Annotated in this window: 12 protein-coding genes; 6 read left to right on the plus strand and 6 right to left on the minus strand. The window is 65.4% G+C overall.

Going from position 1 to position 12737, the window contains the following annotated elements; genetic code table 11:
- The 3 genes from llg_RS12305 to llg_RS12315 all read left to right on the plus strand — a co-directional run bounded on the left by llg_RS12305 (position 1) and on the right by llg_RS12315 (position 2757).
- A complete protein-coding gene (locus tag llg_RS12305; RefSeq protein WP_338284966.1) occupies positions 1-456 on the plus strand; it encodes an SRPBCC family protein in 456 nt (151 codons plus the stop codon).
- A gap of 174 nt (positions 457-630) precedes the next feature.
- Positions 631-1200, plus strand: a complete 570-nt coding sequence (locus llg_RS12310) for a hypothetical protein (protein ID WP_338284967.1) — start codon at positions 631-633, stop codon at positions 1198-1200.
- Between the two features lie 33 nt (positions 1201-1233).
- Entirely contained in the window at positions 1234-2757 is a 1524-nt protein-coding gene (locus llg_RS12315) for an SPFH domain-containing protein (RefSeq protein ID WP_338284968.1), read from the plus strand.
- A 315-nt stretch (positions 2758-3072) separates the two neighbouring features.
- On the opposite strand, the gene purH is transcribed toward llg_RS12315, so the two are convergent.
- Together purH and llg_RS12325 are read right to left on the minus strand one after the other, a co-directional pair.
- On the minus strand, positions 3073-4614 hold the full coding sequence (purH, locus tag llg_RS12320; RefSeq protein ID WP_338284969.1) for a bifunctional phosphoribosylaminoimidazolecarboxamide formyltransferase/IMP cyclohydrolase: 1542 nt from the start codon (positions 4612-4614) through the stop codon (positions 3073-3075).
- 189 nt (positions 4615-4803) lie between these two features.
- On the minus strand, positions 4804-5658 hold the full coding sequence (locus tag llg_RS12325; protein WP_338284970.1) for a fumarylacetoacetate hydrolase family protein: 855 nt from the start codon (positions 5656-5658) through the stop codon (positions 4804-4806).
- Between the two features lie 117 nt (positions 5659-5775).
- On the opposite strand from llg_RS12325, the gene llg_RS12330 reads away from it, so the two are divergent.
- Entirely contained in the window at positions 5776-6258 is a 483-nt protein-coding gene (locus llg_RS12330) for a hypothetical protein (RefSeq protein ID WP_338284971.1), read from the plus strand.
- Between the two features lie 118 nt (positions 6259-6376).
- Here llg_RS12330 and llg_RS12335 read toward each other — a convergent pair whose 3' ends face one another.
- Positions 6377-6859 carry a DUF3592 domain-containing protein gene (locus tag llg_RS12335; protein ID WP_338284972.1) on the minus strand — a complete coding sequence of 161 codons (483 nt, stop codon included), beginning with the start codon at positions 6857-6859 and terminating at the stop codon, positions 6377-6379.
- 163 nt (positions 6860-7022) lie between these two features.
- Here llg_RS12335 and llg_RS12340 point away from each other — a divergent pair, with 163 nt between their 5' ends.
- Together llg_RS12340 and llg_RS12345 are read left to right on the plus strand one after the other, a co-directional pair.
- On the plus strand, positions 7023-7502 hold the full coding sequence (locus llg_RS12340) for a hypothetical protein (protein WP_338284973.1): 480 nt from the start codon (positions 7023-7025) through the stop codon (positions 7500-7502).
- Between the two features lie 207 nt (positions 7503-7709).
- On the plus strand, positions 7710-8180 hold the full coding sequence (locus tag llg_RS12345; RefSeq protein WP_338284974.1) for a hypothetical protein: 471 nt from the start codon (positions 7710-7712) through the stop codon (positions 8178-8180).
- 208 nt (positions 8181-8388) lie between these two features.
- On the opposite strand, the gene llg_RS12350 is transcribed toward llg_RS12345, so the two are convergent.
- From llg_RS12350 to llg_RS12360, 3 genes are read right to left on the minus strand one after another with little or no spacing between them, the layout of a single operon-like run.
- Positions 8389-10275, minus strand: a complete 1887-nt coding sequence (locus llg_RS12350) for a hypothetical protein (RefSeq protein WP_338284975.1) — start codon at positions 10273-10275, stop codon at positions 8389-8391.
- Between the two features lie 48 nt (positions 10276-10323).
- Positions 10324-11535 (minus strand): cell division protein FtsA, encoded by a 1212-nt coding sequence (gene ftsA, locus llg_RS12355; RefSeq protein WP_338284976.1) that lies wholly within the window; start codon positions 11533-11535, stop codon positions 10324-10326.
- Positions 11536-11563: 28 nt separating this feature from the next.
- Positions 11564-12544 (minus strand): FtsQ-type POTRA domain-containing protein, encoded by a 981-nt coding sequence (locus llg_RS12360; protein WP_338284977.1) that lies wholly within the window; start codon positions 12542-12544, stop codon positions 11564-11566.
- Positions 12545-12737 lie beyond the last annotated feature (193 nt).

A 12737-nucleotide genomic window follows, 5' to 3' on the forward strand; every position in this document is an offset into this window, starting at 1 on the left:
ATGGAAAAGCCACAGTTCGTTTACACCACCTACATCCGCAGCACCCCGGAGAAAATCTGGGAGGCGATCACGAAACCGGAATTCGCGCGCCAGTATTGGGGCGGCAACGGCAACCACTCCGATTGGCAGCCCGGTTCGAAATGGCAGCACGTCTCCGAGGCCAAGGGCACGGCCCACATCGTCGGGGAAGTGCTCGAAAGCAATCCGCCGAAACGCCTGGTGCTGAGCTGGATCGATCCGGACGACACGGCGGACCGTTCCAAGGTCACGCTGGAACTCGAAACCGTGGAGGACATGGTGCGCCTGACCGTGGTCCACGGCGAGTTCGAGGCGGAGACCAGCATGCTCCAGGACATCTCCGGCGGCTGGCCGAAGGTGCTTTCCAGCCTGAAGTCGTGGCTGGAAACCGGCACCGCGCTGCAGATCGGCTGCAAGCAGTCGTGCGCGGAGGTGTGAGGATTCCTAGGCCGCAAAAAGGCGCAAGAGGCGCAAAAGGAAGAGGCTTTCGGTCTGAACCCTTTTGCGCTTTCTGCGCTTTTTTGCGGCTGAAAACAAAAGGTTTCCCTGTTGGAATTCCCGGTGGAAATTGGAGTGGCGGGGAATGGTTCGCACCCGCTACAACAGCGTCGTATGGATCATTGGTGGCAGGCACTCGATGGAATGGCGCGGTTCTTCTGGATCGTGGCCATCGGGGCGAGTTTGTTCCAGTTGCTGCTGTTCGCGGGTTCGCTGTTCATGGGCCATGAGTTCGACCACGGCGGCGCGGATGCCCACGGCGGCAGCGCGGCGGAGGGGGTGAAGGTGCTTTCGGTGCGGGCGATCACCGCCTTCCTGGTGGGCTTCGGCTGGACCGGGGCGCTGCTCACGCAAGGCGGCTGGTCGATCCTGCTGACCACGCTGCTTTCGATCATCGTGGGCGCGGTGTTCATGGCGATGATCTTCCTCATCATGCGCCTGCTGGTTTCGCTGAAGGCGGATGGCACGCTCGATTACTGGAACGCCGTCGGCCAGTCCGGCCACGTGTATGTCACCATCCCGCCGAACCGCACCGGCGAGGGCCAGGTGGAGGTGCTGTTCCAAGGCCGCCTCGTCACCGCGAACGCGATCACCGACGCGGATGCCCCGCTCGCGCCCCGCACGCCGGTGCTGGTCCACTCGGTGGAGGGAAAGACCACGCTGGTTGTTTCCCCCGCCCGTTAGATTTTTCCCAAGACCCCATAGAACACACACGACATGCCTGACATCCCCATTCCGATCCTGGCCGACATTCCGGCCGCGATGATCCTCGTCTTCATCCTCGTCATCATCGGCTTCGGCACGCTGATGTTCATCGCCAGCCGCTACCGCCGCTGCCCGTCCGACCGCGTGCTGGTCGTGTATGGTAAAGTGGGCGGCCAGAAATCGGCGCGCTGCTACCACGGTGGCGCGTCCTTCGTGTGGCCGGTGATCCAGGACTACGCCTACCTGAGCCTGACGCCGATCCCGATCGACATCCAGCTCCGCGGCGCGCTGTCCCAGCAGAACATCCGCGTCAACACGCCCTCCACCTTCACGGTGGGCATCAGCACCGAGCCCGGGGTGATGGAAAACGCCGCCGAGCGCCTGCTGGGCCAGAACCTCGGCCAGGTGCAGGAGCTCGCGAAGGATATCATCTTCGGCCAGATGCGCGTGGTGATCGCCACCATGCCGATCGAGGAGATCAATGCCGACCGCGACAAGCTGATCGCCAACATCGCCAACGGCGTGGAGGTGGAGCTGCGCAAGGTGGGCTTGCGCCTGATCAACGTGAACGTCCAGGACATCACGGACGAGTCCGGCTACATCGATGCCCTCGGCCGCGAGGCCGCCGCCCGCGCCATCAACGAGGCGAAGGTGAAGGTGTCCCAGCAGGAGCGTGACGGTGACATCGGTTCCGCCGAGGCCGACCGCGAGAAGCGCGTGTCCGTGGCTGCCGCCCAGGCGCTGGCCGTGAAGGGCGAGAACGAGGCTGCGGTGCAGATCGCGAACTCGAACGCCGCGCGCCGCGAACGCGAGGCCGAGGCCACCCGCCTGGCCATCGCCGCCGAGAAGGTCGCCACCGCGAAGGCGCTGGAGGAAGCCTATGCCTCCGAAGAATCCGCCGAGCGCCAGCGCGCCAAGCGCGACGAGGCCACGCAGATGGCGACCATCATCGTGCAGGCCGAGATCGAGAAGAAGAAGATCGAGGTGCTCGCCGAGGCCGAGAAGACCCGCGTGCGTCTCGCGGCGGAAGCGGAGCGCTTGAAGATCGAGCTCCAGGCGGAGGCCGAGAAGCGCCGCATCGAGCTGGTCGCGGCCGGTGAAGGGGAACGCCAGCGCCTGACCCAGCAGGGTGAGGCCGATGGTCTGCGCGCCGTGATGGAAGCGCAGGCGCAGGGCACGCTGGCCCAGCTCCAGGCGAAGGCCGATGGTTTCCGCGCGATCGTGGTGGCCTCCGGCGGTGCCGAACAGGCCGCCCAGCTCATGGTCACCGAGCAGCTTCCGAAGCTGGTGGAGGAGCAGGTCAAGGCGGTGTCCAATCTCAAGATCGACAAGGTCACGGTGTGGGACAGCGGCGCGAACGGCGCCGATGGCAAGACCAGCACCGCGGGCTTCCTGTCCGGCCTGGCCGGATCGATCCCGCCGCTCCACGACCTCGCGAAGAACGCCGGCGTGCAGCTTCCCGCGTTCCTCGGCAAGCCGGCCGAAAAGCTCGCTCCGAAGGTGGAGCCGGTGGTGCCGCCGCAGGAAGGGGTGTGAGATTCGCCCGCGATTTGAAAAACCCGCGCCGGAAACGGTGCGGGTTTTTTTGTGGGCGGCCTTCTGGATTTGGAGTGCGGCGAGCAATCGCCGCTTTGGGTGGAGGCGAGTGATCGCCGGGTGGTGGCCTGCTTTCTTCAGGCAGCACCCACGTTCCAGAACGCCCTCCACTCTGGTTCAAGCTTCTACTCCGCGGCGGGACGTTTCCCCGTCGATGGCTCTCCGGCGCCAAAAGCGGCGATCGCTCGCCGCACTCCAAAAAAAGAGGCACCGGTTGCCCGGTGCCTCTTTCGTGAAAAGACGTTGGTTCGCCGATCAGTGGCGGAAGTGGCGGTGGCCGGTGAAGATCATGGCCATGCCGGCTTCGTCGGCGGCGGCGATGACTTCCTCGTCACGGATCGAGCCGCCGGGCTGGATACAGGCGGTGGCACCGGATTCGATCGCGGCCTTGAGGCCGTCGGCGAAGGGGAACATGGCGTCGGAGGCGACGATCGAGCCCTTCAGGCTGAGGCCGGCTTCCTGGGCCTTCCACACGGCGATGCGGGAGGAGTCCACGCGGCTCATCTGGCCTGCGCCGATGCCGAGGGTGCGGTCGGAGTTCGCGTAGACGATGGCGTTCGACTTCACGTGCTTCACCACGCGCCAGCCGAAGCGCATCGCGCGCATTTCCTCCTCGGTCGGCGGGCGCTTGGTCACGACCTTGCTTTCGAGGTTGTCCAGGCCGAGCGCGGTGTGGTCGCGGTCCATGACCATGAGGCCACCCGGGCAGGAGCGGATCACGGGGGCCTTCTTCGCGGTGAAGTAGGCGTCGTTGATCTTCATCAGGCGGAGGTTCTTCTTCTTCTGGAGGATCGCGCGGGCTTCCGCTTCGAACTCCGGGGCGATGATGACATCGGTGAAGATCTCGGAGATCACGCGGGCGAGGCCCTCGGTGAGCGGGCGGTTGCAGACGATCACGCCGCCGAACGGGGCCTGGCGGTCGGTTTCGAAGGCCTTCTGCCAGGCGATGCGGAGGTCCTCGTCGTCCTGGCCCACGCCGCACGGGTTGGTGTGCTTCAGGATGGCGACGGTCGGGCGCACGAAGTCGAGGATCAGGTCGGCGGCGGCCTCGATGTCGAGGATGTTGGTGTAGCTCAGTTCCTTGCCCTGGATCTGGCTGAAGCAGCTACGGAAGTCCCCGTAGAGCGAGCACTTCTGGTGCGGGTTGTCGCCGTAGCGCAGCTCCTGTTCGAGCGGCAGGCTGACGGTGAAGTTGGTGCGGGACATCTCGTTGGACTGGCCCAGGAAATTGGTGATCGCGGAATCGTAGGAGGAGGTGCGGAGGAAGACCTTCACCGCCAGCTCCTGGCGCAGGCCGCGGGTGGTGTCGCCCTTGTTCTCCTTCATCTCCTCGATCACGCGGGTGTAATCGGAGGGATCGGTGACGACGGTGACGCTGGCGTAGTTCTTCGCCGCGCTGCGGAGCATCGAGGGGCCGCCGATGTCGATGTTCTCGATGGCGTCGTCGAGGGTGACGTCGGCCTTCGCGATGGTTTCCTCGAAGGGGTAGAGGTTGACCACGACGAGGTCGATGGGCGGGATGTCGTGCTGCTTGGCCTGGGCGACGTGCTCCTTGTCATCGCGGCGGTGGAGGAGGCCGCCGTGGACCTTCGGGTGGAGGGTCTTGACGCGGCCGTCGAAAAGTTCCGGGGCACCGGTGTAGTCGGACACGTCGGTCACGGGCAGGCCGGCGTCACGGAGGGCCTTCGAGGTGCCGCCGGTGGAGAGCAGTTGCACGCCCATGGCGTCCAGCTCTTTGGCGAATTCGGCGAGACCGGTCTTGTCGGAGACGGAGAGGAGAGCGCGGGTGATCGGCATGGCGGTGGCGCGTGTTTGGCGACGCGGACCACCCCGGTAATGGAGCGCCCGGACCGGGGCAAGCCCGGAATCGGGGCGGTTCCGGTAAGTCGTTTGGGATGAGGGCTTTGACTGAACGCGAATGGGCGGCGGATCTAACGAGCGTTTGATGGGGCAAGTAGCGCGAAGCTCAGCTTCGCGCTACTTGCCTCACCCCAGAGCCACCACGCGCTGGCGCAGTTCGCCGAGGCCCTCGATGCCGCATTCCACGGCATCGCCGGGGACGAGGTAACGGGGGATCTCCATGCCCATGGCCACGCCGCTGGGGGTGCCGGTGGCGATCACGTCGCCGGGCAGCAGCGTCATGAACCGGCTGATGTAGCTGATGAGGAAGGGGATGCGGAACATCATGTCACCGGTCCAGCCGTTTTGGCGGACCTCGGTGTTCACCTTGCACCACAGGCGCAGGCCGTGGGGATCGGCCACCTCGTCGGCGGTGACGAGGCACGGGCCCATCGGACCGAAGGTGTCGGCGCTCTTGCCCTTCATCCACTGGCCGCCCATGTCCTTCTGGAAGGCGCGCTCGGAGTAATCGCAGAACACCGAGTAACCGGCGATGCAATCGAGCGCCGCGATTTCATCCACGTAGGACGCGGTGCTGCCGATGACGACGGCGAGCTCGACCTCGTAATCGAGCTTCTCGGAGCCGCGCGGGCGGATGACCTCGTCGTTCGGCCCGGCCCAACAGGTGGTGGCCTTCATGAAAAGCGGCGGCTCGGTGGGGATGCCCTCGCCGAACTCCTTGGCGTGGTCGAGGTAGTTCTTGCCGACGCAGACGATCTTCGACGGGCGGTTGACGGGCGGGCCGAGGCGCGTGTCCGGCGGGATCTCGGTGCCGCCGGGGCAGCCGTCCTTCACCCATTCCGCCAGCGATTCCAAGCCGCCCAGCCCGAAGAAGCCCTCGTCGTAATCATTGAACTCCCCGCTGGCATCGATCCGCCGGCCATCCGGCAACAAGACCCCCGGTTCCTCGCGACCGGCTTCTCCAAAACGTATCAGGCGCATTCCTGATCCTTACGCCATGATGAGAATCCGCTCACGTGAAAAATGTCATGCCGCGGGTCAAAGCAGCACCCCGATGCTGATCTTGCGGACCGGGATGCCTTCCTTTTAGGGTGGGACATGCTCTCCTTGGCGAAAGTCGGCATGATTGCGGCGTGCCTGATGTCCGTCGCATGCTCGACATCGGGGTTTTCAGCCAAAGCCGCCGACCGAGCCAAATTCAAGGAGCTGACAGCGGGGCAGAATTCGCCGATCTCCCGCCAACGAATCACCACGGTCTTTTCCGCGGCGAGTGCTCATGGAGCCATGCCCGGCTTTTATCGCAACCATCTGCCGGTTGCGGTCGTGTGGCCCGAGCCCGGAGAAGGTTGGAAGCTACCGAGCGGGTTGGTTTTGGAGGCCCGCTGCATCTCCCAGCCTTATAATATCACCTTGCTCGTCAGAAACCGGGGAGACTGGTCCTTCGTGTCGATCAAGGAAGCGACAGGGCTCTATCTGACGAACTCCCGTGGCCATCTGCTCGAGGCGTGGACCGCGGATGGCACGAAGAAATTGCCCTGGGATCTTGATCGGCAGAATCGCTTGGTGACTTCTCGACCGTAACCAGATTGGTCGGCCATCTCCTTCTGGATGGCTTGCCCGGAGCAGTCATCGAACAAGCCACCTGTTCGTGGGCCTGAAGGTCCCATACCACGATGGAGGTCCGCTCACGTGAAAAATGTCATGGTGTGTGGGAGAGGAGCACTGCGATGCCGAAGGTGCCGGCCAGGGTACAGATGATCGAGATGCCGAGGCGGCCGGTGTTGCTTTCGTTCCACGGGTGGATGTTGAGGTAGGCACGATCGGGGTGGGTCGGATCATAGTGGACGATGACCCGGCCGTCCTGCGGATAGCGGTCGGCCATCCGGGGCATGGAGCCGTTCCACTCCCGATCGCTGCCGGGAAAAACTTCGCGGCCGATGAGGGTTTCGCCATCGACCACGTAGACGTATTCGAGGCGGAAACGGTAGGTGTTGCCATCGGCATCTTCGCGCTCCGAGAGTTCCGCTTGCCGCACGATGCCGGTGGTGGTCGGCCAGGAGCGGGCGCGGTAAAGCAACCGGACGTTGCGGAGGGTGGCGAGGAGCAGTGAACCTCCGCCGAGGAGGAGCAGGGCGAAGAAGCTCCAGCCGAAGATGAGTCCGGGAGTGAGGGCGATGAGCACGCGGCGGGGTTTATCGCATCAGGGAGTCATGGGCACGCGAATATGGGGGAAGGCGTGCGAGGGTGTTCGCGGATCTTCCCTACCCACGTTCTCACGAACGCGGCTACGAAACGGAGGGCGCGGTGGCTTGTGTTTCGCGGGGCGGTGGCGCATGATGGTAAGGATGAAGAAGACTTTCGTCATCCTAGCATGTGGGATCCTTGGGTTCCTGCTGCTGCTCGGGATCGGGGTCGGGGTGCTGGTGAAGAAGGGGATGGCGGTGGACCAGACCAGCCAGGCGGAGGCCGAGGGGATCATCCGCGCGGTGGCGGCGGATTGGGACACGAAGGCGCTGCTGGACCGGGCCAGCCCGGAGTTGAAGGCGGTGGCACCGCCCGCGGACCTGGAGAAGTTGTTCGTGTTGTTCCGGCGGTTGGGGAAACTCCATGACCTGGAGTTGAGCGGACAGGGCGGACTGCATTACTCGATGACCACGGACAACGGCAAGGTGGTGACGGCGTCCTATGTGGCGAACGCGACCTTCGACGGCGGCCCGGCGACGGTGAGCATCGATCTGATCCAGCGCGCGGGGAAGTGGGAGGTGATGAAGTTCTACATCCACTCCAAGGCGCTGGTGGAGGCCGCGGCGGAGGGGAAGATGTAGCTGAAAGCTCTGCTTTCAGAATGTAGGGGAAAGCTCCGGCTTTCCCTCTTCGCGGGGTGGGGATCATTCGGCCTGACAAGCCACCGCCAACGGAGCTGGCGGAGACAATCCGAAAGCGGAGCTTCCGGCTACATCGGCGGATTTGAATCCCGCGCTTCCTTTCCAATTGGCCGCGGGCGCTGTCCCGAGCATAACAAGCGCCCGGCCATGTCCAGAAAGCGTTCCTCCCTCTCCACACTCCGGGAGATCAAACAGGAGGTGGTGAAGTTTGCCGCGCTGGTGTTCGGCGGGGTGGTCGCGGTGATCCTCGGGATCGCGCTCTATCTAATAGCTACCGATGACACCGAGGAGACCCGGCGGGCCTATGCGGATCAGTCCGTGGTCGACATCACCGCGAAGTGGGATGAACAGGCCGTCTGGCAGCGGGCTTCGCCGCGATTCGAGCAGGCGTTGATCCGGGAAAGGAAGCTCCTGAACCGCTTTGACCGGTACCGGGAACTGGGCAAGTACCGGAGCCACTGGTGGACCACCATGGTCGAGCTACACAAGAGATCGGCGATGTATGCCGGCGAGGTTCGTTTCGAACACGGCACCGCCACGATCGTGATGACGGTGGTCAGCGAAGCGGGCGGTTGGAAGATCGAGAGTATGGAAATCGGTGGGTCGCGGGAGAAGTAGGCTGAAAGCTCTGCTTTCAGAATGTAGGGGGAAGCTCCGGCTTTCCCTCTTCGTGGAGTGGGGATCATTCGGCCTGACCAGCCGCCGCCAACGGAGCTGGCGGATACAATCCGAAAGCGGAGCTTCCGGCTACATTGCGCGAATGCAAAACCGCCGCGCGCGGCGGGGGCCACGGGCGGCGGGGAAATGGGATGCGGTCGCGCCGTGCTCAGCGCTTCTTCCGGAGGAAGGGCGGGATGTCGAGGTCCTCGCCGTCGAAGACGTTCGGGGACTCGCCTTCGAAACGACCGCGCGGGCCGCCTTCGAACGAGAGTTCACCCTGGCCGGCGGGGGCCTTGGTGCGGAGCTTGAGCGGCTCGGCGGCGGCCAGCTTGGGCGTGGCTTCGAGCGGTTCGTGGGCTTCCGGGGCTTTCGCTTCGACCGGGGCGGGGAAGGTCGGCTCATCGTCCAGCCAGTCCGGCTCGACTTCCTCGAGATCCTGCGGCTCCGGCTCGGAGAAGGTGAAGGGATTGTCCTCCTCGCCTTCCGGCTCCTCCTCGCGGGCAGGCGCGGGCGGCAGCGGCGGCGGGGTCAGGACCGGGGTTTCGGCCACCGGGGCTTCTTCCTGTTCCTCTTCCTCCTCGTCATCGGCGAAGTAAACGGTCTCCTCCACCGGCTGCGGGCGGACGGGCTCGGCGATCACTTCCGGCACCGGCTTCGGCTGCACCGGCTCGACGACCTCGACCTTGCGCGGTGCGACCGGGATCGACTCGGCGAACGGGCGGTCATCGAACAACGAGGCGGCGGTGGCCACCACGGCGGGCTTCGACACGGGCTCGGACTTGGCTTCAACCTTGACCACCGGCTCGGGCTGGCGCGGCTTTTCGACCACCACCGGCTTTTCGATGACGGGCTCGGGCTGGCGTTCCACCGGCTTGAGCACCGGCTCGTCCACCAGGATCGGCTCGCGCAGGACCGGCTCCTTCACCGGCTCGCGGAAGATCGGCTGGGTGGAGACGACCACGGGCTCGGCGAGCACCGGGGTGAGCTTCTTCGGCGGCGCGGGCGGCACGAAGCTCTCGGACGGCTCCAGCACCGGTTCCTCGGAGGCGCGGCTCAGGGAATCGCGCGGGCCGCCGGTGAGCGAGTCTTCCGGCAGGGCGCTGATGAGCGTGATGCTCAGGCTGTCTCCCATGGTGGGATCGACGGCCGCGCCGAAAAGCACGTGGGCGCGCTCCGGGATGAACTTTTGCAGGCGCTGCATCAGCAGCTCGATTTCATAAAGGGTGAGGTCCTCGCCGCCGCAGAGGTGGACGAGCACGGTGCGGGCGTCCTTGAGCAGCGCGCCCTGGTCGAGCAGCGGGCTGGCCAGCACGTTGCGCAGCGCGCGGCTGGCGCGGTCCTTGCCCTGGGCGATGCCGGAGCCGAAGAGGCAGCGGGAGCGGGTGGTCCGCAGCGCGCTCATCAGGTCATCGAGGCCGACATTGATCAGGCCGGGGCGGACGACGAGGCGGATGACGGCCTTGATCGACTCGGAGATCATGCGGTCCGCGGCGGAGAAGGCCTCGTGGATGCCCTGCTTGGCGAGGACGAGCTCGCCCATGCGGTTGTTGTCGAAGGTGACCAGCGCGTTGGAAAGGACGGCCAGCTCGTTGAGCGCGGTCTCGGCCTGCTCGCGGCGGCGGCGGCCTTCGAAGGCGAAGGGCATGGTGGCGAAGACCACCACGAAGGCACCTTCCTCGCGGGCGATGCGGGTCAGGATCGGCGCGGCGCCGGAGCCGGTGCCACCGCCGAGACCGGTGCAGAGGAAGACGATGCGGCGGCCTTTCAGCGAGGCGCGGATCTCGTCCTCCGCCTCCAGGATCGCCTGATGGCCGAGATCGGGATCGCCGCCGGAGCCGAGGCCCTTGGTGAGGTTGCGGCCGAGCTGGATCTTCTCACCGGCCACGCAGGCGGAGAGCGTGCGGATGTCGGTATTGAGGGCCAGCAGCTCGGCGCCTTCGAGGCCATCGAGGGCCACGCGCTCGAGCATGTTCGCGCCGGCGCCACCGAGGCCGACGATCTTCACGGAAGAGGTCGGGATGGTGGTCTGGGGTTCGCGGGAATAGGAGATCATGGACGTAAAAGGGAAAGCAGCTTGGGAAATGGAAAAGCAGGCGGGGGATCAGCGGCCGAAGGGCCACAGGGCACGGCCGATGCGGCCGAAGAATCCGGGGGTAGCCACGCGTTCGGCGTCCAGCACCTGGGCGTAGCGGATGAGACCGAGGGCGGTCGTGTACTGGGGGTCCTTGAAGTTCGACTGGATGCCGCTGACTTCCGGCGGCTCGGGGCGGTAGATGTCGCGTCCGAAGACATCGAACGCCAATTCCCCGAATCCTCGCATGAGGCTGGTGCCGCCGGACAGGAAAATCCCGGTGCCGATCTTCTCGACGGAGCCCTCGGGCAACCGGCGCTTCACCAGCCGCAGGGTTTCCTCCAGGCGCTGGCGGATCACCTCGTTGAGCACCTGGCGGCGCACCTCGGCCTCGGCGAAGCCTTTTTCATCAATGACTTTCACCGATCCCACCGAGCGGGCGGGGTCGGCGGAGGCGTCGCCCTCCTTGATTTTCAGGCCCTCGGCCTTGGTGAAGGGCAGGCCGGTCACCAGGTGGATGTCATTGGTGATGTGGTCGCCGCCCACCGGGATGCTGCCGGAGGCCGCGATCGAGCCGCCGAGGTAAAGGGCGTAGTCGGTGGTGCCACCGCCGATGTCGATCACCAGCGCGCCGCGCTCGCGGTCCTCGCGGGACAGCGCCACTTGGGCCACGGCGATCGGGGCGAAGACGACGTCATCGACGTCCAGCGGCATCTCGCGGACGCACTTGATGCTGTTCTGGATGCGGCTGCCGATGCCGTGGATGACATGGAAATCCGCTTCCACGGTGCGACCGAAGAGGCCCACCGGGCTGGTCGCCTGCTCCAGCCCATCGAGGCGGAACTGGCGGACAATGCTGTGGAGATAGACGTGGTCGGGCGGGATGTGGACCTCGCGGGCGATGTCCTTGGCCTCCTCGACGTGCTCCGGCGCGACCTGCTGCTCACCCTCCGGCAGGCGGAAGGTGCCGAGGTTGTTCTCGCCGAGGATGTGGGAGCCGGTCACGGACAGGAACACGCTGCCGATCTCGACATCGCTGGCGTCCTCCGCCTTCACCAGCGCGTCCTTCACGCAGGCGCGGGCCTGGGGGAAATCGTAGATCTCGCCCTTCCGCACGCCGGCGGACTTCGTCATGCCCACCCCGAGGATTTTCACCGCGCCGTCGGACTTCACCTCGCCGACGACCATACAGGTCTTGCTGGTTCCGATTTCGAGTCCGACGTGGATTTTCGTGCGAGGCATTGGGGCGATGGAAAGCTAAGGGCGGCGGTCAGTTCCGGTTGAGCAGGGACTTGAGATCCTTGGAGCGGCGGTCGTTCCGGATCTCCTCCCTGGTCGGTTCCGGCACCGGAGTGGCGCGGGGTGGAACGGGTTCCTCGCGGAGGGTAATGGGAATGTTGCGCTGCGGGATCAAGCTGATCGTGGCGATCCCGTAACCCTCGCGTGACGCGTGATCAAGCGCGGTGACAAAATCCGCGATCTGACGCGTCTGATTGTCGAAGCCGAAGGTGGCCACGGTGCCGCTGCGGGTGGTGAGGTGCATCGACCAGGCGTTCGGCTGCTCGATGCGGTCGATCCAGCGGGTGGCGTCCGGATCGGCGGCGATGGCGGAATCCAGCAGGCGGAAGCAGCGTTTCACCTCCGGGTGGGACAGGGTGGCACCGGTCGCCAGCGCGGCCTCATCCTTCTTCGGTACCATCACCACGGGCAGGTCGCGGGCGTCCTGCCATTGCAGGGCCGGGCAGGCGTAGACCACACCGGTGGCGTCCACCAGCAGGCCGCCGGTGCGGCGGATGCCGGTCGGCTCGGTGCCGCTCACGGCCACCCACGCGCGCGGGGTGCGGGCAGTGACGGTCACGGCGAGGGTGGAGGGCAGGTGGCGCTCCACGCTCACGGCGGCGATTTCCGGGCGGGCGGCGAGGCGGGCGCGCATCTCCTCCACGTCCAGCTTGAAGAGATTGGCATGCAGGTCGATGCCCGCGGCGTCCACCAGCCCGGCCTCGTCGAGCGCCTGGTTGGGATTGAGGGAGAGCTGGCGGAGCTGGAACTCCGGATTGCGGAGGAAGGCGCGCTGCACGCCATACCATCCGCCGTAGATCAAAGCGCCGAGCAAGGCCAACAGCACCAACAGCTTGGCGCTCTTCCCGCAGGCCCGCAGGAACCCGAACCACGCGATGCGCGGCGACATGACACGGACCTCCAGCCGCTTCATGCGGGATTTCTGGCGGGAATGGGTGGTGCGGCGTTTCATGGTCGTCGGAAACGCTTGAAAGTTAATGATCGTTTACAAAAAAGTCGAGGGCCGGGTGCCGGAGCGCTGCTTTTTGGGGGAGGGGGAGCCTGTTGGGGAGATTGGCTGGGAGTAGGGACATTCTTGTCCCGTTCTTTTCTTCCTCTATACAAAACGGCCGCGCCCAAAGGGTGCGGCCGTTTTTCGTAATCGT

Origin of the sequence: Luteolibacter sp. LG18 (assembly GCF_036322585.1) — a bacterium.
Classification (GTDB): Bacteria; Verrucomicrobiota; Verrucomicrobiia; order Verrucomicrobiales; family Akkermansiaceae; genus Luteolibacter.